Raw genomic sequence first — 23900 nt, forward strand, 5'->3', positions numbered from 1 at the left:
CCAACTAGTTTAAAATAAAGCCATATAAAATGGTTGCAACAATCGTCATTACCCCACCGACACACATTTCATAAGGAATCACTCGAATTCTTTCTTTAATCGTCATATTCATACTTTGTGCCGTAATATGGAAATAATTGCCTTGAGGAACACTATCAATCACAGTCGCCCCAGTATGCACCATGACTGCTGCTGAAAGTGAAGATGTGCCCATATCTAAAATCGCTGGTCCAAAAGAACCTGTCGCTAAAATAACCGCTGTGGATGTTGAACCAACTGCTAAGCCCATTAAAATACCAGAAATCGGTGCCAAGAAGGTTCCAGAAATTCCCATAACAGAAATTAAGTGGACAATTTGTGTTGATAAATCAGAAACAGAAATTAATCCAGCAATTGCACCTGCACCAATTAAAATTAAAACGGTATCGGTTACTCTCTTCAAGCCAGAAGACGCATAAAAGGCCAGTTGTTTTGTTTGCCCAATCGCAATTGTCCCAACAACTGAGGCGAACGGCAAAATATACAGAGCATCAATATTCAAACTTTTGATGAAAGAAATATTTAAAACGGCGCCAATCGGATTAAGTAATAATAAGACAATCGCTAACACTGGCGCGATCAACGCCTTTTTCAAAGGTAATAATTCTTTTGTTTGTTCCTCTACAAGATCCGTTTCTTTGACCATTGATCCTTTACTTCTCATGATATTTGCAAGAACAACAGCCGTAATTAAGCCAAATACGGCTGGAATAAAACCAGCAATCATAACGTCACTTAAAGGTAAATCAAAGCCGTTCGCCGCTGCAATAGTATTTGGATTAGGCGAAATAATATTGCCCGCTTTGCCGCCACCTGATAAGGCAATCAATAATGATAACTTACTGATACCCGTACTTTTCCCAACAGATAGAGCAATCGGGGCAACAATCAACACTGCAACAGGAATGAATACGCCCACTGCTGTAATTACCATTGTGGATAATGCCAAAGATAAAATAGCTTTTTTCTCGCCAAGCTTTTGTACAATGGCGTTGGCAATTGATTCTGCCGCACCCGATTCCATCATCACACCCGCCAACATACCGGCTGCTAAGACACGGATTGCGGTTCCCATAATACTTTGTGTTCCGTTTAATAGAACAGCGACTGTATCTGACAGGGAAGCGCCTCCAATAAGACAACCAACAATTGCACCAAAAAACAAGGAATACACAGGATTAAATTTTTTCAAAATTAATACTATCGCTACAACTAATCCTAAAATTGCAGCAACCCAAGATATTGTAATATCTGGCATTCAAAATCAGCTCCTTAAATTGTTTACGCTTTCATTTTATCAAAGTCCTTTCTTTTTAAAATTGTAAATTTAACAGGATTTATTGTTCAAATGCACAAAAAACTGTTCTTAAAGAACAGTTTTTTGAAATCTTTTTCTATCTTTCTCAATAATGACCACCAAGCCAACGAACAAAAGAACACTCACAATTAACAATACTGCCGTTTTATTATATCCATGAAATAGTGCTTCGCCTCCACATGCGTAAAGTATTGAGGAAGGAATTACACCAATGAATATAGCGGCTATTAAATTTTTTAATGGCAACTGCATAGTATCCGCAGCAAAATTAATCACAGAAGAAGGAATAATTGGAATCATGTAGCCCACCATAATCCCAATTTTTGGATGCTTCATCCGTCGAATGGACTGGACCCAATGATTGGTCTCCGTTTTTCTATCTAAAAATTTTATATGATGCATCAAAAAGATTGCAACCAAATTTCCCATACTATTCCCTAAAACGTTAATGAGTGTGCCGCTGAAGGGACCAAAACTCAATCCTGCAATCACACCAATTACCGAGGTTGGAATCCCTGGTACTGCACACATGATCGCGGTCAAAAAAACTAACAACAGCGCTGCTGAAAAACCATGTGAACGAATTCGCTCTAATAATTGTGTCTTACTGGCTTTAGGATTCAAAAATAATTGAATATCTGTTTGATATTCTAGATACAAACGGTAACCTACCAGTAGGATTAAAATAAGCCCGCTACTGATTAGTAGTATTCGGATTGTTTTCCTTTTCATTTTCTTTGCTCCTTTTATGCTTTATACAAAGTGTAGCACAGGATTCTTTGTGCCTCAATTAGAAGCTTGTATGAATAAAAGCCGCCCCTAAAAGTTAGACTAAAAATCTAACTTTTAGGGGCGGCTCGAAAGTTACGAAGGTACTTTTTTTATTTCCGATACATCTTAAACTCCAAGAACAGATCGTTATAAATTCCTAAGTATTCTTGACCTAAGTCTTGGTAAACTTCTAAATGTTTGATGGTTTCATCATCTGGATAAAATTGTTTATCTTCGGCAACTTCTTTTGGTAATAGTTTTTTAGCTTCTTTATTTGGTGTGGAATAACCAATATATTCTGCGTTTTGTGCTGCATTTTCTGGTCGTAACATAAAGTTCATAAATGCATAGGCACCCTCTTTATTTTTGGCTGTCTTAGGCATCACAATGTTATCAAACCAGAGATTAGAGCCTTCACTGGGAATCACATAATGTAGATGTTCATTGTTTTCTAGCATTTCAGCAGCTTCACCAGAGAAAGTTACAGCAACTGCACTTTCTTCATTAGCCATGTACATTTTGATTTCATCGGCAACAATTGCTTTGACATTGTTCGTTAATCGGTTTAACTTATCGGTAGCCTGACGTAATTGTTGGTCGTTTTTACTGTTTAACGAATAGCCTAAACTGTTCAAAGATAATCCTAACACTTCGCGAGCGCCATCAATCAGCATGACATTATTTTTTAATTCCGGGCGCCATAAATCATCCCAATGTTGGATCTGACGGCCGTCAATAAATTTATCATTATAAATAATCCCCAACGTGCCCCAGAAGTACGGAACGGAAAACTTATTTTTGGGATCAAAGGATTGATCTAAAAAGCGTGCATCAATGTTTTCTAAGCCTTTTAATTTGCTGTGATCAAGTGGTAAAAGCATCTTCGCTTTCATCATTTTTTGAATCATATATTCAGAAGGAATGGCAATATCATAAGCTGTGCCACCTTGCTGAATTTTTGTATACATGGCTTCATTAGAATCAAAGGTTTCGTAATTGACTTTATAGCCTGTTTCTTTTTCAAATTTCTTAATCAAGGTCGGATCTATATAGTCCCCCCAATTGTAAATGGTTAAGGTATCTGCTCCTGCCATGCCACTTGCTTTCTCCAATTGGCGCACGCCAAAAAACAAGATGACAATAATAGCGATAATTCCAATAAAAAGTGACTGTAATTTTTTCATTTTAACTTGGCCACCTCACTTTGTTCCCGACGCATTTTCTTTAAACGTTTTGGCGTATTGTCTTTACTGATAAAGTAATAACCGACAACTAGAATCATTGAGAATAGGAACACTAACGCACTTAAGGCATTGATTTCTAAACTAATTCCCTGACGTGCTCGTGAATAAATTTCAACAGATAATGTTGAAAAACCATTGCCTGTCACAAAGAATGTTACGGCAAAATCGTCCAACGAATAAGTAAAGGCCATAAAGTAGCCAGCAATAATTCCTGGCGCTAAAAAAGGCAAAATAATATTTTTAATCACTTGAACATTATTGGCCCCTAAATCTCGTGCCGCATCTACCATGGAATCATTCATCTCTTGTAGTTTTGGTAAAACCATTAAAACAACAATTGGAATACTAAAGGCAATATGCGACAATAACACACTTGTAAAACCTAAACTGATAAACCCTACTGCCGTGAAGAAAATTAAGAAACTGGCTCCAATAATAACATCTGGTGAAACGAGTAAAATGTTATTAAAGCTAAGCAATGTGTTCCGGTTTTTACGACGTTTTGTATAATAAATCCCCATCGCACCAAATGTTCCAATGATGGTTGCTATTAAAGCCGATAAGAAAGCTAGCAAAAACGTATTCAGAACAATGGTTAACAAACGTGTGTCTTCAAAAACGTTCCGATAATTATCTAACGTAAAACCAGTAAACTGATTCATCGTTTGCGTGTCGTTAAACGAATAAAAAATCAAATAAAAGATTGGTGCGTACAGTAGCGCAAAGACAACGAATAAATACACATAAGACCATTTAAACTTTTTCTTTTGCATTATTTGCCACGCCCTTTCTTCTTCTCACCCGTCAGCAACATCACAATAAACATGGCAACAATTAAAATCACACCAATTGTTGAACCCATGCCCCAGTTTTGCGTTACTAAGAAGTGTTCCTCAATCGCCGTTCCCAACGTAATCACCCGATTGCCGCCAATTAAACGCGTTAACATAAAGAGCGAGAGCGAAGGAATAAAGACAGCTTGAACGCCACTTTTCACACCGTTTAGGGAGAGAGGAAAAATGACACGGCGGAATGTTTCCGCACTGCTAGCTCCTAAGTCCCGACTAGCACTAATCAATGAAGGATTCATCTCTTCTAAGGCATTAAAAATCGGCATAATCATAAATGGAATTTCTATATACGTTGCGACAAATAAAAAACTAAAATCTGTAAACAGAATCTGGTGCGTGCCCAAACCCATAAAACTCATAAACTGATTGATACTCCCATGAATACTGAAAATCCCAATAAAGGCATAAGCTTTTAATAATAAATTCACCCACGTTGGTAAAATAACAAGCATTAACCACAACTGTTTGTGCTTGAGCTTTGTCAAAAAATAAGCCGTAGGATAACTTACCAATAACGTAAAAATGGTAATCAGAAAAGCATACCACACTGAATTAATGGTCATACTTAAATACGTTCCTGATGTAAAATACGTTTGGTAATTCGCCAAAGTAAACTGGCCATTCATATCGAAAAATGATTGATAAATAATCATTAGCACTGGCGCAATGACGAATAAAAGTAACCACATTACATAGGGAATCGAATAAATTCGACGCATTGTTTTCATTTTATTTTCCCCTTTCGTTTACTCGTCGTAACTTTCTAAACGGGCATCAAAGTCTTCTTCTGATTCATTGAAGCGCATCACGTGAATATCTTCTGGCTCAAAAGAGAGACCTACTTGAGCACCTTCTTTGGCTTTTCGAGTGGAATGCACCATCCATTCGTTTCCTTGTTCATCAAAACAAATAATTTCATAATGAACGCCGCGGAATAACTGCGTGTCCACCGTTACGGTTAGCTTGCCTTTTTCAAGCGTGGTAATCGTTAAGTCTTCTGGACGTAAAACGACTTCTACAGGTTCATTTTTCCGCATGCCGCCATCGACACATTCAAACTTTTTGCCCACAAATGAAACTAAATTATCTTCCAGCATCACGCCATCCACAATATTACTTTCCCCCACAAAGTCAGCAACAAAGTGATTAATCGGTTCATCATAAATATCGACTGGTGTGCCACTTTGCACGATATGACCTTTATTCATGACAAAAATTTCATCACTCATCGCTAATGCTTCTTCTTGATCATGGGTCACAAAAATAAAAGTAATCCCTAAACGTTGTTGTAAATCACGTAGTTCATATTGCATCGCTGTGCGTAATTTCAAATCTAAAGCGGATAACGGTTCATCTAAAAGCAATACTTTTGGCTCATTGACAATCGCTCGTGCAATTGCGACCCGCTGACGCTGGCCCCCAGACATTTCACTAATTTCACGTGTTTCGTAGCCCGGTAATTGAACCAAACGTAATGCCTCTTTCACTTTTTTTTCAATTTCTGCTTTGGATAGTTTTTTGATTTTTAAACCAAACGCAACATTATCAAAAACATTCATGTGAGGAAACAAAGCATAATCCTGAAACACGGTATTGACTTGGCGTTTATTGGCAGGTACATCATTTATTCTTTTACCATCAAAATAAACATCGCCAGAAGTCACGTCATTGAATCCCGCAATAATACGCAAAATCGTTGTTTTGCCACATCCTGAAGGTCCTAATAAGGTATAAAATTTTCCTTCTTCAATTTCAAAGCTGACATTTTTTAATACTGGTTCATCGTCAAATTGTTTGACAACATTTTCAAATGAAATCACATGGTTTCTCACTGGATAAACTCCTCCGTTTCGTCCTTCTTTATAAATACGATTCTGTCGCCACAATTAACGCACGACTTTTTCCTCGACCATTGTTGCTAATTTGGTGAGGTTCTGTTGCTTGGTAATACATGGTTTGACCTTTTTTAGCAATATACGTGGCTTCCCCTAATGTCAAACGAATGGAGCCATCAATCACATAAATAAATGTTTCTGATAGAGAAGGTTCAAACGTTTTGTATTCGCCATTTTTATCAAAAGTAATAATGACAGGTTCCATTTCTTTTTCATTTGAGGCTGGAATTAACCATTTTAGTTCATAGCCATGTTCTTCATCATAATAGAGGGTACTTTCTTCTTCATTGTAGACAATTTTCTGTTCAAGCGGTTGCTGACTAAAAAACTGCTCTGGCGTCACGCCTAGTACTTCTAAAATTGAGAAAAATGTTTCCATTGATGGTGAGCTTAAATCCCGCTCCAATTGGGAAATATAGCCTTTGGATAAATCCGTTCTTTCGCCTAATTCTTCTTGTGTTAAATTTTTCTGAATGCGTAAATTTCTCAACTTCTCACCAATTTCCATGGCACACCTCGTTTCTATTTTCAGCTAATCTTTTCAACAAAAGTTTTGTAATACTAAACTTACAGTTTAGTTTTACCTTTTTTAGTATACGAACTTTTTGAAAAATTTCAACCATTTTTCTTTATTTTTCTAGTCTAATTGTCACACAATCTTTCTTTTCTGTATAACTTACTGTTTATAAGAAGAAAAATGATACGAAAAAATCAGAATATGATAAAATAAGACGAGTTGCTTTTTTACATAATTGGAAGGAGAGTTTTTATATGAATTCATTTCAAGCATTTACGTTAAGAGAACAAGATACATCTGTTATTGGTCAACTAGAAACCATTACTTTAGACGATTTATCAGAAGGCACTGTAGTAATCAAAGCAGCCTACTCCTCAGTTAACTTTAAAGACTCTTTAGCTTCAAAAAAAGACGGCGGTGTGATTCGCAATTATCCAATGATTCCAGGAATTGATGTCAGTGGCACTGTTGTCACATCGGAAGATCCTCGTTTCAAAGAAGGCGATAAAGTGATCGTAACAGGCTATCAATTAGGGGTTAGTCATACTGGTGGTTATTCTGAATATGTGCGTGTTCCTGGCGATTGGGTAGTTCCACTTCCTGAAAAAATGAGTCTCAAAGAAGCAATGATTTTCGGAACTGCTGGCTTTACGGCCGGATTATCTGTCACAGCTTTAGAAGACGATGGCTTACGCGACGACAAAGAAGCCCCCATCGTTGTAACTGGTGCGACAGGCGGTGTTGCGACATTGTCTATTGCGATGTTGCATCAATTAGGCTACACTTCAATCACTGCATTAACTAGAAAGCCAGATTCTTTTGAGCTTTTAAAAGAGTTAGGTGTTAGTGAATGCTTATTAGTAGAAGATTTCTTAGCAACTCCTGTTAAAGCATTGATGAAACAGCGTTTTGCTTTTGCAATTGATACCACTGGTGGGGAAATTACTTCTGCTGTTTTACCACAACTTCGTTATGATGGCCGTTCAGCCATTTGTGGCCGCGCTGCTGGAATTACATTAGAGACAACCGTTTTACCCTTTATTTTACGGGGCGTTCATTTATTGGGCATTGATTCGGTTAATGTTGGTATGGACAAACGAAAAATAGTCTGGCAACGTCTTGCCACTGATTTAGACATCACTGAAAAAGCTGTGTATCAAGAGATTACTTTAGAAGAACTTCCCCCTGTTTTTGAAGCATTACAAGCAGGCCAACATATTGGACGGACCATTGTCCGAATTTCTTAAGGAGGCGTTTTGATTATGGATGTTTTAGTTACTGCTGGCGGAACGTCAGAACCGATTGATAATGTTCGTTCGATTACCAATCATTCTTCTGGCGGACTAGGAAAAGCAATTGCTGAAAGTTTTTTAGCTGCGGGACACACCGTAACCTACGTAACAACCAAACATGCATTACGTCCAACCCAACAATTGGACTTATCAATTAAAGAAATAGAAACAACGGTTGAATTAGCCACTACGTTAGAACAACTCTTTGCTGAAAAGCAATTTGATGCGATTGTTCACGCAATGGCAGTCAGTGATTTTACGACGGAAACCGCGCAAACGGAAGAACAATTTATTGATTCTTTTGCGCAACAATTAAGCGAACAAACATTGCCAAAGACCAAAGAAGCCTTGGTAACTATCGTTCAAAACACATTGAATCAGATTGCTGATATTCCTCAAACAGCAACAAAAATTTCATCTGATACGGACCGATTATTAATTTTTCTAAAGAAAAATCCTAAAGTCATCCAAATGATTCGTGACAAGCAACCCCAAACTGTTTTAGTGGGCTTTAAATTACTTGTCGACGTTTCACAAGAAGAACTCGTCCAGGTTGCACAAGCCGCTTTGGTTAAAAATCGGTGTGACTTTGTCTTAGCCAATGACTTGATGAACGTTCATGAAACAGAACACGAAGGATTATTAATTAACGAAACGGGCATTGTCCAAGAAGCTTGTTCAAAACAAGGGATTGGTTCAATGATCGTTAAAAATGTTGAAAAGAAATGGAGAGAACAACAATGAAAACTATTTTATTAGGCGTCTCTGGCAGCATTTCTGCATATAAAGCAGCAGATATTACAAGTCAACTAGCTAAGCTTGGCTACAATGTGGAAATTTTAATGACTAAAAGCAGCACAGCGTTCATCACTCCGCTGACCTTACAATCACTTTCTAAGAATCCAGTGCATACGGATGTCATGATGGAAATTGATCCCAGTAAAATTAATCACATTGAGTTAGCTAAAAAAGCGGATTTATTTTTAGTAGCACCTGCTTCGGCCAATACAATTGGGAAATTAGCCCATGGGATTGCCGACGACTTATTATCAACAGTTGCTTTGGCGCTTTATCCTGAAACACCAAAAATTATTGCGCCCGCGATGAATACGTATATGTACCAAAACCCCATTGTCCAACGAAATATTGGCATTTTAAAAGAAGTCGGCTATCAAGAAATAATCCCACGTGAAGCTCTATTAGCTTGTGGTGATTATGGTCGTGGCGCACTTGCCACTGTTGAAGATATCCTTCAAACAGTGATGAAAATTTTAGCATCTGATAACAAGGAGTAATTTATGAATAACACGAAAAAATTTACGTTAACAGCCATGTTCTTAGCTATCTTACTTTTACTGGCTTTAACCCCGCTAGGATTTATCACATTAGGTCCTTTAAATTCGACCACGATGCATATTCCTGTAATTATTGGTTCCATTGTTTTAGGGCCAAAAATCGGTAGTATGTTGGGCGGCACGTTTGGGATCATTAGCTTAATTAAAAATACGACAGCACCAACACCTTTGTCGTTTGTTTTTTCTCCATTTATTCCCGTGATCGGTACCGATCACGGTAGTTGGAAGGCTCTTTTAATTGTGCTCATTCCGCGGATTTTAATTGGGGTCGTTCCTTATTTCGCTTACAAATGGCTAAATAAATTAACGAAGGAAAAAGCGCAACCTGTCTCCTTATTTGTGGCTGGTGTTTTAGGCTCAGCAACGAATACCATTTTAGTCATGAACATGATTTATTTTCTTTTTAATTCAGCTTATGCTGAAATTATTGGTAAAGCTGGAACTGCTGTTTACCTAGCTATTATTGCGACGATTTTCAGTTCTGGTGTGCCAGAAGCTCTTGTTGCTGGTGTAGCTGCTTCAGCAATTGCTAGCGTTTTGCTTCGCTTAATGAAACGAAATGCAACGCAAAAACTATAGAAAAAAACACAGGGACTAAAAATCAAGTTTGATTTTTAGTTCATGTGTTTTTTATTTATTTTTTTTGTTTTCGTAATTTATAGGCATATTCACTGGCTTTAAATAATAATTTATTAACCGGTAAATCGAATTCCCCAATAAATTCATTAATCGTTGGGTTGAAGTTCGCTTTAAACTTAATTAATCCATCATTTAAACTACCTTCTAAGCCGCCCATATTACAGCTTTCGCAGCCACGGTTAAAACATTCTTGAATGGCATCTCGCCAAGTCACATAAGTTGGCATGTAGCGTTTATAACGATCATCTAAGCCAGCATAAAGGATTTCACTTGTTGGACCAAATGTCACAGCCAAGGCGCCAGCAACCGTGACGATTTCACCAGCTTCTGCGATATTTTCTTCTAATTCTTTTAGTTCCCGAGTCAAGGAAGCATCTAATTCTTCTAAATTATGGCGCTTTTTCACTTGATTTTCTTTCAAATTACTCAAGTCTTTTTGATTTTTGTCATAGCGTTGTTGCGTGCTATCTAAGCGTTCCTTTAAATTGACTTGCGCCAGCATAATAAAGGAGTCTTCTGGGTAAATGTTCAACAGCTTCTTAAAGTAATCACTATTCCGCAAAGAAATATGTTGGCGTTCCATGGTTGATTGAATGACTTTTTCAAATTCATCAACAAAGTCAACATGCCCTTGCTGCACAACTACCCCTTTTTTTTCAGCTGTTTTAATCATTTTCTTGGTACTTTTTGACAATTGTTCCTCACTAAAATCTTCACGATAAATATTCGCTTGGAAGCGGGGCTGGATGGTGGCCCCCATATCCATTGTCAGTCCTTGATATTTGGCCCCTGCTTTTTTCAAGGTCTCAATAATAGCTGTCGCTTCAGCATGCGGTTGATGTTCTTCTCCCAAATGGAAATCTTGATAGTGAACCGCAGGATCCATTTTTATAAATAAAGCTCGTTTTTTCTTGCCAAATTTTTTCAATTCAGCCATAAAGTAGTTGACCAAACGTTCATTTGTATAGTCCATTACTGGACCTCTTGGTGTATATAACATCGTAAAACCGGCTGGTAATGGTTTGATTAAAACTAAACTTGATGCAACTAATGTATCCTTTTCATAAACCCCAACAATTTCAGAACCCCAGTTATCCTTGACTTTTGCCCATGAAGATGACTGTAGTAAATTACATAATGGGTGATTTTTAACAAATGTATCGTGTACTTCTGCCGGAATACCGATTTTAAATGTGTACATGTTCAAACTCCTCTGCTGTGACTTTCCAATAGTCCGTTTATCTTACACTATCATAGTGTATTCCAACAGACTAGTAAAGTTTTACATGAAAATTTTTAGAAAAAATGTAGATCTTATTCTTTATGTAAAAAAGACGAGGTAGAAACAGTTCATTCTACCACTTAGTTCACTAATAGCAACGACACTTTTCTTCACTGCCATTCAAAGGATGAATCATTTCTATCCACATCTTTTCAATTAAATACGTGTTTCAAATTTTAATGACTTGTTGATAAAATACATGATTGGTGCTGAAATCGTCATAATAATCGCTTCACTTAATGCTAACCAACCATAAGTTGTCCAAAATGCTTGACCGCCACTTGGTACTAGCATAAAGGCAATAAAAAACATACTTACAGTAAAAAATAGACTATTTAGACACATTCTAACAGGAATACTTGGTACCTTTTTTTGTAAAAAAGCTGTTAAGCTCAACGCAAATAATGTTTGCGCTCCACCAAACAGAGCATCCATTACACCGAAACCAAAAAATAAGTTAAAAAAGATAACGCCGCCTAAAACACCCCACATCAATTTGCGATTGAAAACGACTAGGTGATTCAAACTTTCTGAAATTCTAAATTGAATCATACCAGAAGAAACTGGCCGAACCAATAAAGAGAGGACAATATATAAGCCCATAATGATACCATTGGCTAAGACTGTTCTTAGCTTTCGATTGGCTTGAAACGAATTTTGCATACTTTTTCCTTCTTTCTCCGAGTTTTTTTACAAGGGATGGTTGATGAACCTTGGTTACAATTGCAACAGTTCACATTCTAATATGGAAAGTCAAAATAGTCAATGAAAGCCCTGTTTTACTTTGCACTTATTTGCAGTTTTCACCTCTCATGCATTGTTTCGTGCCTTTTTCTAGTCATTTTTTACTTTTTTAAGCAATCTTTATTCGCAGAAGTTCCTCCCTCTGGTATAATGGACAATAGCGATTCAAAGGAGGAGCTCAATGAACATTCACTACTATCTTATTATCAACGAGCAAGCAAGTAGCGGCAATGGCCGAAAAGTCGCTAGAAAAGTGATTCAACAACTCAAGCAACAAGAACTTAAATATACGGCTCTTTACACTGATTACGCTGGACATGAAAAAGAATTGACGAAGGAACTTGCAGAAACAACTTTACTTCCTTGGTCTGAAGACTTAGACGTTTCAACTTTTCCAATCCTAGTCGTGCTAGGCGGCGATGGCACACTACATAATGTCATTAATTCATTACTTCCATATGATTCAGCTATTCCTTTAAGCTATATTCCATGCGGCTCTGGAAATGATTTTGCACGAGGGGTGGGATTATCAAGGAATATTGATAAAGCATTGCATCAAATCCTGCGCACCAGACGACCAAAAGAAATTCAAACGATTCATTATGTAGAAGCCAACCAAGAAGAAATCGGCTTAGCCACCAATAATGTTGGCTTAGGGTTAGATGCGGCAATCGTGGAAAAAACCAACGAATCGTCATCAAAAAAAGCCTTAAATAAATTTAAGCTTGGCTCGCTTTCCTATATTTCTTCAATCATTCATGTCTTTTTTAAACAAAAAGGCTTTCCAATTTTAGTTGAAATGAATGGTAAACAATACACATTTAATCGTGCTTTCCTATGTACGGTCACAAATCATCCTTATTTTGGCGGGGGCGTATCAATTATGCCGACGGCCAATCCTCGCAAAGCAGTCGTGGACTTAGTTGTCGTGGAACGAATCAATATTTTTAAAATTTTGTGGCTTATTTTCCTATTGCTTCGCCAAAAACAAGGGAAATCTAAGCATTTTCATCATTTTCAATCAAGCAAAATTCGAATTGTTTCGACGATTCCACAAACCATTCACGCAGATGGCGAGATTTTAGGCAAACGAAGTATTGATATGGTTTATACCACACAAAAACGTTTGTTTTGGTTTTAACTGAGTCCCTTAAGGTTGAAAAAGAGCCTGGGACAAAAATCACTTTGGATTTTTGTCCCAGGCTTAAAAATTGATAAACGGCGGGAACAGAAGCAACTCCTTCGGAAATAAGCCGAAATTCTCCAAAAATTATAGAACAATTTTCGGAAATTTCTTCTTATTTCTCGGAGTTAAACGCTTCTGTCCCGACCTCTTTCCTCTTCTCACATAAATTGATAAGGCGTCGTATCCTTCATTCCAATCATTGGATCAACAGCATTTGTTTGAATAATTTCGACTGTTAGTCGTGGTTCTTTTGGTAATGGTTCTTCGACAACTTTTGTCGCTTTCTTTGCTGTTTCTGGGGTTGACTCTTCCCCTTCATCAGCAAATAGTGAAACTTCTTGTACCGTTGTGTCAACTAATTGCTCGTCTGTTTCTTTTATCTGATCGGCTTTCGTTGATTGCTGTTCATTTTCATAAGAGACAGCTTTTGTTTCTTTTTCAGTAAATGGATGGTCTGCCGTTAAACCTTCTTCATAGGCTTCTAACTGAGTTCTAGTCGTTAAGGTCATTTGTTCTGCGTTCACGATTCGTTCTTTTAGCATCGTCATACGACTAGCCGATTCGTTTTTGACACATGTTTCAAAAGCAGAAACCTCACCTAATAGAATTAATAATTCTTTACTACGTGTCACTGCTGTATACAGCAAATTTCGTTGCAGCATTCGGCTATACTGATGAACCATTGGCAGTAACACCATGCGGAATTCACTACCTTGCGCTTTATGAATCGAACAACAATAGGATAACGTAATTTTATTCCATTCATTTCTTTTATACGTTACTTCATTATTATCAAACTGTAAAACCAACTCGTCCACTTTGTCCTCTGAGTCTTTGGCTAAAGTAATTCCGACGATTTCTCCCATATCTCCATTGAACACATTTAATTCTGGCGTATTGACTAGTTGCAAAACTTTGTCCCCAATCCGATAGACGGTGTCATTCCATTTGACTTCTTTTTTCTTACCATCATTTGGATTGAAGATTTCTTGCATCATCTTATTCAAGGCATCAATGCCGGCTGCGCCACGATACATTGGCGCTAAAACTTGGATATCTTGTGGCGTAAACCCTTTTGCTTTTGCCTTTGTGACGATTTGTCGAATGTATTCTTCGATATGACCAATATCACTTGCAAAGAACGAGCGATCCTTTTGATTTTTTTGAAAATCAGCAGGCAACTTTCCTTCTTTAATTTCATGGGCAAGAGGAATAATACTTGAACCGTCTCCTTGACGATAAATTTCGTTTAACTCACATTTGGGAATTTCGTTAATTTGCAATAAGTCATGTAAGACTTGACCTGGACCGACAGACGGTAGCTGATCCTTATCACCAACAAAAATCACTTGCATGTTTGTCGGAATAGCTTTTAATAACGTATTGGCTAACCAAGTATCCACCATTGACATTTCATCTACAATTAGCAAACCGCCTTCTAATTCTTTGGCGGTTAAACTCGGATTTTTTTCACGACCTGTCAAGCCTAACAAACGGTGGATGGTACTTGCAGGTAAACCTGTCGTTTCGTTCATACGTTTCGCTGCTCGCCCAGTTGGCGCCGCTAGCAAGATTGGAAACATCTCCTGCGTGTAGTCTTTGAGATCTAATGAAAGACCATTTAGTTCCGCAAACAACGAGACAATCCCATTAATAACAGTTGTTTTCCCTGTTCCGGGCCCTCCAGTTAAAATAAATAACGGCGATTTAATCGCTTCTTCAATCGCTGCTTGTTGCGAGTCGCCATACTGAATATTTAAACGTTTCTCAATCATTCGGATACTTTTTTGGACTTCTTCTTCCTCGTAATGAATTTCTTTTTTACGAGAAAGTAAACGTTGAATCGAAGTACCAATGCCCCATTCAGAAAAATAGAGACTGTTCTCAAAAAGTTTAGTCTCTTCTTGTTGGATTTTTCCATGTTCGACTAACGTAATGATTTCATTGGCCACTTGATCAGGTGAGATTTCCACTGGGCGACTTGCTTCCAAGGTCCGAATCGCTTCTTCTAACAAAACATCTGCTTGAACATACGTATTGCCTGAGCGAATGGAGTGTTCAAACACTTCATGTAAAATCGCTGCCCGAATTCGAACAGCAGAATCCGCCTGAATGCCGATTTGTTCAGCAATATTGTCCGCTCGTTTAAATCCGACTCCCTCAATATCTTCAACTAACTGATAAGGATTTTCTTGAATCACAGAAAGGGTTTCTTCTTGATAGGTTTGATAAATTGAAAAAGCTAACTGACTACCGAAGCCGTATCGATTTAGTCCCACAATCACTTGCTCCATCCCGTGATTCAAGCGAATTGTTTCGACGATTACTTGACGTTTTTTTTCATTTAAAACAGTAACTTCTTCCAAAACACTCGGGTCATCAATAATTCGGTCAATCGCACTTTCCCCTAATACTTCAACAATTTTTTCAGCAGTTCGTTTACCAATGCCAGGAAATTTGTCACTTGATAAATAGTTAACCACCCCACTAGCCGAAGTCGGTCTTTCTTGCTGATAACTATCCACCTGAAACTGTCTGCCATAACGAGGATGGTCCACAAAATGACCAAAGAAACGATAGGGTTCCTCTTCTTGAACTTGGCCAAAACTACCAGTTACTACAATTTCTTTTTCTAAATAATCTGTATTTGTATCGGTCACATTTACAAGAACGACTTTATAAAAATTACTGGGATTTTCAAAAAAGATTGCTTGTACAGTCCCAACAATAAAGGCTTTTTCTTCGTCCTCACCAAAAAGTGTTACCACTACAAGCCCTCCTTTCTGTTGTGTGCTTATTGTGCTTTTTCTTTAGCTAAAAAAGACGTATCATTCCATAACGTTAAGTCGTACGGCATGTTCCTTGATGCCTCTTTGGTTTCAAGGATTGAAAGGCTATTGTTTAACAGCCCGCCCATTGTCCGTAATTCTGATAATGGTTTACCAGCCATCGCTTGGATTGCCGCCGTCAGCGCTGCTCCGTGTCCGACAAATAGAACTGGACCTTCGTGCTGCTTCGCCGCTTCAGCAACTGTTTCTGAAATCCGTTGAATCGCTTGCTCGATTGGTTCACCATCAAAAATTGTTGGATCATACAAATCTAAACGATGCCGTAAATGATCTAATTCTTCTCCATAAAAATTACGCATTTCTTCAATATATTGTCCTTCTAGACGACCTAAACCTAATTCTTTTAAAGTATCTGTATAAACAATTTCAACTGGATGAGTCAATTCTTGTTGAATTCCCCGCGCAGTATTTTTGGCACGTAATAGCGGACTAGAATAAATTTTTTCAAACGGAATATCTTGTAAATATTGGCCTAATTGTTTAATTTCGTCATAACTAGTTGGTAATAACGGCGAATCTCCTGTCATTCCTTGAAATCGTTTCTGTTGATTCCATTCAGTTTTTCCATGTCGTGTAAAATATAATTTCATGTAACTTCTCCAAACTTCTTTATCTCTTCATATGTCTTTCTAGTTTATCACTTCCCTGCGAAAATATCCATGGAAGTTTCTAGTAATCCAAGCAAAATAAGCCTAGAACAAAAATCTAAATTGTTTTTTGTTCTAGGCTCGGAAATTGGGCAACAGTAAAAATAAAACCACTTTCTTCTGACATTTTTGAAAAAAAGCGCTACTGTCTTAACTTTTTTTAATCCAATTTATCATTTTCATAATGATGCGTCAGTTCTAAGTTCGGAAAATTTTGCTGACGTAAGGCTTCATAAACAATTAGTGCGGCAGTGTTAGAAAGATTCAATGAGCGCACATGTTCATCATTCATAGGAATTCGGATACACTTTTCTTCGTTTTCTCGCATAAACGTTTCTGGTAAGCCTGTTGTTTCTTTTCCAAAAAGGAAATAATGGTCCTCGCCATCATTATAATTGACCTCGCTGTATGTTTGGTGAGCAAATTTGGTTACTAAATGCAAGTGTTTGCCTGCCACATGGGCTAAAAAGGCAGCCAAATCTTTATGATACGTAATATTTACATCATTCCAATAATCTAATCCGGCACGTTTTAAGTGTTTATCATCTGTTGAAAATCCTAAAGGTTCAATTAAATGCAACGGTGTATTCGTCGCTGCACATGTCCGTGCAATATTTCCAGTATTTGCTGGAATTTGTGGTTCAAATAAAACAATATGGTTCGTCAACTATCTTCAGCTCCTCAAATATCAATCGTGTTCATTTTAGCATAAATTCAAAATAAATAGCGCCCACAATACTTATTTTCAAAAAAAAAACCGCATGACGCGATGATGTCAGGCGGCAGCTGTTCTAACCAATAAAAAAAACGTACCGTCTCGGTGTCTAGCACGGCGAGTCGTTACGTTAGTGAAGGTCTCTTCACTAACTTTTATCAGAACAGGACCCTGATAAAAACCAATGAAAAAACAACTTGTAAGTAATATAACACCAATGTCACTTTATTGCAAGACTTTTTTAGGATTTTCTTCACAAAAAAGTCTATCTTTTACGACCTACTAACAAGCGGACGTCAATCGTGATTTTTTCCAATGGTCGCTGTTGTAGCTCGGCTTTAACTTTTTGAGAAACTTGCCACTCTAATGGCGACATTTCTAATAAATCCAACCGTCTTTCCTCGGGAATGTCAAAGCAATAAGTTATTCGTTCATCTACTTCCACAGCTAATTCCTCGGCAAAACGTTGGACTACTTTTTGATTGGAATAACTTTGTTTCTTTTCGTCATTGGGATAAAAAGCCGCTCGTAATTCCTTTAAATAATTCTCTTCAGGAATAATTTTAATCACAGTCCCGTCAGCTTTTAGTACTCGCCGAAATTCTTGATAATGTGAAGGAGAAAAAATATTCAAAATCGTATCAAGCCCTTGATCCGCAAATGGCAAATTCGTTAAATCCGCCACACACCAAAACGCATCAATTGGCTGATTACTTGCTAAATAGATTCCTTCCTTTGATAAATCAAACCCGATTTTCAGTCCAGATAAGCCTGCTTGACTTAACTCAGCTAGAAAACTCCCTTCACCACAACCAACATCGACTACTGTTTTATTTTGAGGAAGATAGTGCATAATTTTGTTTAAAACAGGCGCGTACATGCCACTTTGAATCATTTTTCCTCGAGAAGTAAACATTTTTTTATTATATTCTGTCTGAACGCCATGATTTAGAAAGTATAACGTGCCTTTCTTGGATAAATCAAATTGATGCCTCTGTTGACAAATCAGACCAACCCCTTCTACATGCATTGGTTGATGACAAGTTGGACAGCGAAATACAGCTGCTTCTTTTTTCAATAATTGTTGTGCTCGTTCAATTTTCTTTAACATTTAAAACTCCTTACGTTCATCAAATGAACATTTTCTCTTATAAAAAGTTGCACTCTTTTTTTCAGGGCTATGGTAGTAAGCAGAATTATGGTACAATGCCTGTGAAGAAAAAGCAAGGAGCGATAAGAAATGATTAAAGAATTCTGTGCCGAAAATTTCACTAAGATTCCCCAAGCCATTCAAAAAGGTGCGAATCGCATCGAATTATGCGATAACTTAGCCGTGGGTGGAACGACGCCAAGTACTGGTGTTATTGAAGAAGTCTTAGCATACGCTGGCGAACATTCTGTACCAGTGATGACAATCATTCGTCCTCGTGGCGGCAATTTTGTCTATAATGATATTGAATTAAAAATTATGCATACCGATTTAATCGAAGCAAAGAAATTAGGAACCGACGGCATTGTTATTGGCTGTTTAACTGAGGATGGTTGGTTAGATGAAGAAGCTTTGGACTTATTCATTGAAACAGCTGAAGGCTTGCAAATCACTTTTCATATGGCTTTTGATGCCTTGTCGAAAGAAAACCAATTTAAGGCGATCGACTGGTTAGCTGAGCGTGGTGTGACGCGTATTTTAACTCATGGCGGGCCAGCTGGTACCCCTATCGAAGACAACTTTGATCATTTAAAAGAATTAATTGCCTACGCAGATCAACGGATTCTTATTTTACCAGGTGGCGGTATTTCCACAGAAAACGTTCAAACTGTGATGGACACTTTAAAAGTCACAGAAGTCCATGGCACAAAAATTGTTTAATTTCTTGTATCTAAAAAAGTGAGGTAGCCGTCGTATTAACGGCTATCTCACTTTTTTGATTTCAAGCAAACCAACGAATCCTTTTACCTCAGTCTCATGATAAATAAGTGCAATTTTTTAAACAAAATAACGCATAAACATGCTGGCAATATTGAAATAAATTAATACACTGGTTAAATCACTTAAGGTAGTAATAAACGGGCCACTGGCAACTGCGGGATCAAACCCTAATTTATCCATTAACATCGGGATTAAACTCCCTGCTAAATTCGCCACAGTAATTGCACAGAGCATTGCCATCCCAATCACAAATCCAAGCGGAAGATTATGTTGCCACACGCCAACCACAATCATAATGGTTAAACCTGTCACAGCCCCCGTCACTAGTCCCGTGAGCACTTCACTTAAGATTAAGCGACCAAAATTACTATCCTTTTCATCTTTCATAGCCAAACGGCGTACCGCGACCGCCAATGATTGTGTTCCGGCATTGCCGGCTGTTCCGGTAATTAAAGAAATAAAAACGGCTAAAATACTCGCTTCGCTAACTAACGACTCATAATTACTGATTAACGAGGCCGTAGACATCCCTAAAAACAGCAGCGTAATTAACCAAGGTAATCGTTTAGAAGCGGCTTTTAAAGGGTTCTCACTAACTTCTTCAACGTCGACCCCGGCTAAACCAGAGTAGTCGCTAGCGGCTTCATCATCGATAACATCAATAATATCATCAACTGTTACAATCCCCAACAAATGATCATCATAATCTGTAACTGGCACAGCTAAGAAGTCATAGTCACGAATTGTTTGCGCGACATCTTCTTGGTCATCGCCAACATGAACTGAAATAACCCGTTCATTCAAAATATCAGCAATCAAGGTATCATCATCATTAACAATTAAATCCCGCAACGAAATAACGCCGACTAAATGATTTTCTTGGTCGACTACGTAAACGTAATAGATTGTTTCCGCCATGTCCGCTTGATTCTTTAAGACGTACATCGCAGAACGCACTGTTTGATTCGCCACAATCGAAACAAATTCGGTGGTCATAATCGCCCCAGCAGTTTCATCTTCGTAATGAAGTAACTCTTTAATTTCGCCTGCTTCTTCACTACTTAACAAACTAAGATATTTCGCCTTTTGACTTTTATCTAACATATTTAGTAAATCCACTGCATTATCGGTATACATCTCAGCTAACATATCTGCTGCATAACTTGGGCGCATTTCAGCTAAATAATCTTTCATATTCTCATTATCTTCTTCGATAACATCAAACATATCCGCTAGTTCTTTCGGAGATAGGTAATTGTATAAATGTTGTCGGTCTTTTTCATCTAACGATTGGTAAAATTGTCCTTGTTCATAAATGTGTAACGCTAAAAATAGCTCACGAAATTCGTTCATTTGTTGATTTTTTAGCGTTTCTAAAAGAAGGGCAAATTGCTCTTCCATTTCTTGGCCTTCATTCATCTTACACTTTCCCCTCCTGCCTCTTTATTATTATAACGTATCATCTACACTTTTCATATCCTCCGCTAGTGGGGAAATCAGATGAACCGTTTCTTTGGTAAAAGGATGAGTAAAAATTAGTTCCATGCAATGCAACGCTTGCCGCTCAATTCCTTGATCCATCTTTCCATGATACATCTCATCCCCTAACAATGAACAGCCAATTGCTTCAAAATGTACCCGAATTTGATGTGTTCGTCCTGTATGGAGCTGAATGCGCACAGCTGCTGCTTGGGCTCCTCTTTTTGCGAGCCAATATTCTGTACTAGCAAATTGACCTGTTTCGATAACTTGGCGTTTTAATAAAGAGGACAAGTCGCGCCCAATTGGCTTTTCAATCAATTGATGCTCGTTTAACTGCTCAATCGCTCCACCAACAAGGGCATAATAAATTTTTGTCACCTTTTTTTCTCGTAATTCTTGGTCAATTAAAGCATGAGCAAAGCCGTGTTTCGCAAATAACATCAGCCCAGAAGTATCTCGATCTAAACGAGTCACGACATGAATAACTTGATTCACGTAATTTTGACGCTTGTAATAGCCCTTAACACGATTCGCCATCGTTCCTGAAGGATGATACTGAGCAGGTATCGAGGCAATGCCAGCGGGCTTATTAACTACTAAAAAATGATCATCTTCAAACACAATTTCAATCGGTTCATCATCTGTTAATAATGTCTCATGTTCCGCTTCATCTGGAATCGTCATTTTAACGACATCGCCAGTTTGTAAAGGATAGATGGCATTTTGAGCGGTCCCATTCACTTGAATTTTACCACCCTGAAATTTCACCTTAGCTAATAACCCTTTTGAAACGCCTTGTTCCTTTAAAAAATATTTCACTTGTTGTGTTGTTTCTTTGTCATATGTCCATTGAAATTCCATCGTTTAATTAATCCTCACCAATAAAGGCATCTTTCACTCGATGCCAAAAATGCATGTGCCGATAAGAGGCAAAATGAATCCGTTCGTCTGCAATTCGATAGCAGACGGAAGCGATATTTTCTTGATAAATATCTAATTGGTCCACCGTGACAAAATAATCATCACTTTCCTGTAATTTAATCTCCAGCCACTCCGTATGTGCGATTACAATCGGTGACCCCAATGTTCGAAAGACACGATTGTTTAAGGAGGCGATTTCGGTTAACTGAAACGCATTAATGCTAGGATGCAAAACAGCCCCACCAATACTTTTATTATACGCAGTAGAGCCGGTTGGGGTCGAAATCGACAACCCATCACCACGAAATCGTTCAAACAGTTCGTCTTTAATAAACACATCGCCCACCATCGTCCGGTTTCCTCGTTTAATTGTTGATTCATTTAATGCTAAAAAATGTTTATCTGGTTTCCCATCTCTAAACCGAATCCGCACATCTAATAATGGATAACTCGTACTTTTTTCACGATGAATACACAAACTCTCAACTAGTTCTTTTAATTCATAATCACGCCAATCTGTATAGAAACCCAAGTGTCCGGTATGTACACCTAAGAAACTTACTTCGTTTAACAGATGATTAAATCGATGAAAAGCGGAAAGAAGCGTACCATCTCCGCCGACTGAAATCACAAGTTCAGGTTGACGATTGTCTATTTGAATTTGGTTTTGCTCTAATAGTGTTGTCAGTTGTTTTGTGACTTGTTTCGATTTTTCTTCCGAGTTATGAACAATCGCCACTTTCATAAGCAGACTCCTTTACTGATTTTCTGGTGTTTCGTTTTTAATTTGCTTATAGTATTCGTTTTCTAGCAATCCACGGCCATGAGAGAAGTAATGTTGTGCTTCTTGAATTTCTTCACGAATAGATGACATTTCTTCATCTAATAAATAGGCTGCCTCTGCCGCTCGCTGAAGGCGTTCTTTCATTTCTTCAGGAAAGACACCTTGATATTTATAATTCAAAGAATGTTCAATCGTTGCCCAAAAATTCATGGAGAGTGTCCGAATTTGGATTTCGGCCAAAATAATCTTTTCCCCGGTGACTAATTGCACAGGGTATTCCACCACCACATGGTACGAACGATAACCACTTTCTTTTTTATTTTCAATGTAGTCCCGTTCTTCCACAATTTTTAAGTCTTTACGATTTCTTAAAAGTGCGACTACCTGGTAAATGTCTTCCACAAATTGGCACATAATCCGCAAACCAGCAATGTCTTGCATTTCTTCTTCAATCCGATTTAAAGGAATATGCCGAATAGCCGTCTTGGTCAAAATACTATCTACTGGTTTCACACGTCCTGTAACGAATTCAATTGGTATGTGTTTATCTTGCTCCCGAAATTGTTTACGAATACCTCGTAGTTTTACTTTTAATTCGCTGACCGCCTGTTCATATGGCGCTAAAAACAGCTCCCACTCTCGTTCCATGGTAGATCCCTCAATTTCCTTGAATTTCATTCACTGATTATTTTACCACAGTCCTTCCTAAAATAGGGTGTTATTCGCTATTTGATTTCCAAACGCCTTTCATTAGAAAAAATTTTCACAGAGAAGACCACTTTTCTTGACGGAAACCTATATAATATGTGAAAATTGGAGTGATTTAAGAAAGAGAGAGAACCCCATGAGTGAGCACTTAGAAATTGAATTTAAAACATTAGTTAGTCCGCAAGATTTCAAACGATTAATCGACCATTTTGCTATTCAAAAAACGGAGTTTTTTACGCAAACAAATCATTATTTTGATACGGACGATTTTCAATTAAAAGCACAACGAATGGGCTTAAGAATTCGCGTATTAGCAGATCGTGGTGAGTTAACCTTAAAAGTTCCTGCGCCAGAAGGATTATTAGAAATCAATGACCCTTTATCGCTTGAGACGGCGAACCACTTTATCAAAAGGAATCACCTCCCTACTGAGGGGGCTGTGGCGAAGAAATTACAAGAATTAGGTATTGAAATCGCCTCGATCCATTTAATTGGTTCATTAAAAACAGCACGTGCAGAAAAACAAATTCCTCAAGGACTACTTGCGTTAGACGAAAGTTGGTATAACCAACAGCACGATTTTGAATTAGAGTTAGAAGTTACTGAAGCTGAAAGCGGCAAGCAAGCGTTTCAAACATTAATGGCTGATTTGAACATTCCCATTACGCTTGCACCTAACAAGATTCAACGCATGATGCGGACCACTGCCCCTTAGTATTCGAAGCACTGAC

24 protein-coding genes are annotated in these 23900 nt (G+C 37.9%); 7 read left to right on the forward strand and 17 right to left on the reverse strand.

The features are described 5' to 3' along the window. Positions 1-4 precede the first annotated feature (4 nt). The 7 genes from IGK03_RS10600 to IGK03_RS10630 all read right to left on the reverse strand — a co-directional run bounded on the left by IGK03_RS10600 (position 5) and on the right by IGK03_RS10630 (position 6626). Positions 5-1297 (reverse strand): GntP family permease, encoded by a 1293-nt coding sequence (locus IGK03_RS10600; RefSeq protein ID WP_002359581.1) that lies wholly within the window; start codon positions 1295-1297, stop codon positions 5-7. A 108-nt stretch (positions 1298-1405) separates the two neighbouring features. Further along, positions 1406-2089, reverse strand: coding sequence for a TVP38/TMEM64 family protein (locus tag IGK03_RS10605; protein WP_010713163.1), 684 nt, complete (start codon positions 2087-2089; stop codon positions 1406-1408). 149 nt (positions 2090-2238) lie between these two features. After that, positions 2239-3312 (reverse strand): ABC transporter substrate-binding protein, encoded by a 1074-nt coding sequence (locus IGK03_RS10610; RefSeq protein ID WP_010823906.1) that lies wholly within the window; start codon positions 3310-3312, stop codon positions 2239-2241. Continuing rightward, positions 3309-4145: an ABC transporter permease gene (locus tag IGK03_RS10615; protein WP_002356512.1), complete on the reverse strand. Its 837-nt coding sequence runs from the start codon at positions 4143-4145 to the stop codon at positions 3309-3311. The genes IGK03_RS10610 and IGK03_RS10615 overlap by 4 nt, the downstream gene beginning before the upstream one ends. Next, positions 4145-4951, reverse strand: coding sequence for an ABC transporter permease (locus tag IGK03_RS10620; protein WP_002356510.1), 807 nt, complete (start codon positions 4949-4951; stop codon positions 4145-4147). Before IGK03_RS10620 ends, IGK03_RS10615 begins: the two co-directional genes overlap by 1 nt. Positions 4952-4969: 18 nt before the next feature. Then, on the reverse strand, positions 4970-6055 hold the full coding sequence (locus IGK03_RS10625; RefSeq protein WP_002356508.1) for an ABC transporter ATP-binding protein: 1086 nt from the start codon (positions 6053-6055) through the stop codon (positions 4970-4972). A gap of 28 nt (positions 6056-6083) precedes the next feature. Further along, on the reverse strand, positions 6084-6626 hold the full coding sequence (locus IGK03_RS10630; RefSeq protein WP_002356507.1) for a helix-turn-helix domain-containing protein: 543 nt from the start codon (positions 6624-6626) through the stop codon (positions 6084-6086). A 263-nt stretch (positions 6627-6889) separates the two neighbouring features. Between IGK03_RS10630 and IGK03_RS10635 the strand changes: the two genes are divergently transcribed. Genes IGK03_RS10635 through IGK03_RS10650 form a run of 4 tightly spaced genes read left to right on the forward strand, consistent with a single transcriptional unit; the run spans position 6890 to position 9861 of the window. Beyond that, the gene (locus IGK03_RS10635; protein WP_010707222.1) at positions 6890-7882 is read left to right on the forward strand and encodes a YhdH/YhfP family quinone oxidoreductase; all 993 of its coding nucleotides are present in this window, start codon (positions 6890-6892) and stop codon (positions 7880-7882) included. 15 nt (positions 7883-7897) lie between these two features. After that, positions 7898-8671: a phosphopantothenate--cysteine ligase gene (gene coaB, locus IGK03_RS10640; RefSeq protein ID WP_002359575.1), complete on the forward strand. Its 774-nt coding sequence runs from the start codon at positions 7898-7900 to the stop codon at positions 8669-8671. Next, positions 8668-9222 carry a phosphopantothenoylcysteine decarboxylase gene (gene coaC / locus IGK03_RS10645; protein WP_002359573.1) on the forward strand — a complete coding sequence of 185 codons (555 nt, stop codon included), beginning with the start codon at positions 8668-8670 and terminating at the stop codon, positions 9220-9222. The genes coaB and coaC overlap by 4 nt, the downstream gene beginning before the upstream one ends. A gap of 3 nt (positions 9223-9225) precedes the next feature. Next, positions 9226-9861 (forward strand): ECF transporter S component, encoded by a 636-nt coding sequence (locus IGK03_RS10650; RefSeq protein ID WP_002356501.1) that lies wholly within the window; start codon positions 9226-9228, stop codon positions 9859-9861. A gap of 55 nt (positions 9862-9916) precedes the next feature. Here IGK03_RS10650 and IGK03_RS10655 read toward each other — a convergent pair whose 3' ends face one another. Both IGK03_RS10655 and IGK03_RS10660 read right to left on the reverse strand, forming a co-directional pair. Continuing rightward, positions 9917-11122 (reverse strand): aminoacyltransferase, encoded by a 1206-nt coding sequence (locus IGK03_RS10655; RefSeq protein WP_010713161.1) that lies wholly within the window; start codon positions 11120-11122, stop codon positions 9917-9919. A gap of 237 nt (positions 11123-11359) precedes the next feature. Continuing rightward, positions 11360-11866 (reverse strand): QueT transporter family protein, encoded by a 507-nt coding sequence (locus tag IGK03_RS10660; protein ID WP_002356499.1) that lies wholly within the window; start codon positions 11864-11866, stop codon positions 11360-11362. A 262-nt stretch (positions 11867-12128) separates the two neighbouring features. Between IGK03_RS10660 and IGK03_RS10665 the strand changes: the two genes are divergently transcribed. After that, a complete protein-coding gene (locus tag IGK03_RS10665; RefSeq protein ID WP_002356498.1) occupies positions 12129-13088 on the forward strand; it encodes a diacylglycerol/lipid kinase family protein in 960 nt (319 codons plus the stop codon). A 203-nt stretch (positions 13089-13291) separates the two neighbouring features. On the opposite strand, the gene recD2 is transcribed toward IGK03_RS10665, so the two are convergent. The 4 genes from recD2 to IGK03_RS10685 form a co-directional block, all read right to left on the reverse strand. Beyond that, positions 13292-15901, reverse strand: coding sequence for an SF1B family DNA helicase RecD2 (gene recD2, locus IGK03_RS10670; protein ID WP_016618425.1), 2610 nt, complete (start codon positions 15899-15901; stop codon positions 13292-13294). A gap of 26 nt (positions 15902-15927) precedes the next feature. Beyond that, a complete protein-coding gene (locus tag IGK03_RS10675) occupies positions 15928-16572 on the reverse strand; it encodes a histidine phosphatase family protein (protein ID WP_002362550.1) in 645 nt (214 codons plus the stop codon). A gap of 217 nt (positions 16573-16789) precedes the next feature. Continuing rightward, positions 16790-17296 carry a tRNA (uridine(34)/cytosine(34)/5-carboxymethylaminomethyluridine(34)-2'-O)-methyltransferase TrmL gene (gene trmL / locus IGK03_RS10680; protein WP_002356493.1) on the reverse strand — a complete coding sequence of 169 codons (507 nt, stop codon included), beginning with the start codon at positions 17294-17296 and terminating at the stop codon, positions 16790-16792. A gap of 313 nt (positions 17297-17609) precedes the next feature. Then, complete coding sequence (locus IGK03_RS10685) at positions 17610-18455, reverse strand: methyltransferase domain-containing protein (RefSeq protein ID WP_010707217.1); 846 nt, start codon at positions 18453-18455, stop codon at positions 17610-17612. Between the two features lie 129 nt (positions 18456-18584). On the opposite strand from IGK03_RS10685, the gene cutC reads away from it, so the two are divergent. Then, on the forward strand, positions 18585-19214 hold the full coding sequence (gene cutC / locus IGK03_RS10690) for a copper homeostasis protein CutC (RefSeq protein ID WP_002359565.1): 630 nt from the start codon (positions 18585-18587) through the stop codon (positions 19212-19214). A 117-nt stretch (positions 19215-19331) separates the two neighbouring features. On the opposite strand, the gene mgtE is transcribed toward cutC, so the two are convergent. The 4 genes from mgtE to IGK03_RS10710 are packed head-to-tail and all read right to left on the reverse strand — an operon-like array spanning position 19332 to position 23109. Beyond that, positions 19332-20693, reverse strand: a complete 1362-nt coding sequence (gene mgtE, locus IGK03_RS10695; RefSeq protein WP_002362548.1) for a magnesium transporter — start codon at positions 20691-20693, stop codon at positions 19332-19334. A 30-nt stretch (positions 20694-20723) separates the two neighbouring features. Further along, entirely contained in the window at positions 20724-21617 is an 894-nt protein-coding gene (locus IGK03_RS10700) for an RluA family pseudouridine synthase (RefSeq protein ID WP_010713158.1), read from the reverse strand. 7 nt (positions 21618-21624) lie between these two features. Further along, positions 21625-22422, reverse strand: coding sequence for an NAD kinase (locus IGK03_RS10705; protein ID WP_002356486.1), 798 nt, complete (start codon positions 22420-22422; stop codon positions 21625-21627). A gap of 12 nt (positions 22423-22434) precedes the next feature. After that, entirely contained in the window at positions 22435-23109 is a 675-nt protein-coding gene (locus IGK03_RS10710; protein WP_002356484.1) for a GTP pyrophosphokinase, read from the reverse strand. A 196-nt stretch (positions 23110-23305) separates the two neighbouring features. Between IGK03_RS10710 and IGK03_RS10715 the strand changes: the two genes are divergently transcribed. Continuing rightward, on the forward strand, positions 23306-23884 hold the full coding sequence (locus tag IGK03_RS10715) for a CYTH domain-containing protein (RefSeq protein ID WP_430602301.1): 579 nt from the start codon (positions 23306-23308) through the stop codon (positions 23882-23884). Positions 23885-23900: the final 16 nt, after the last annotated feature.

Source organism: Enterococcus sp. DIV2453a (genome assembly GCF_050533535.1).
GTDB lineage: Bacteria > Bacillota > Bacilli > Lactobacillales > Enterococcaceae > Enterococcus > Enterococcus faecalis.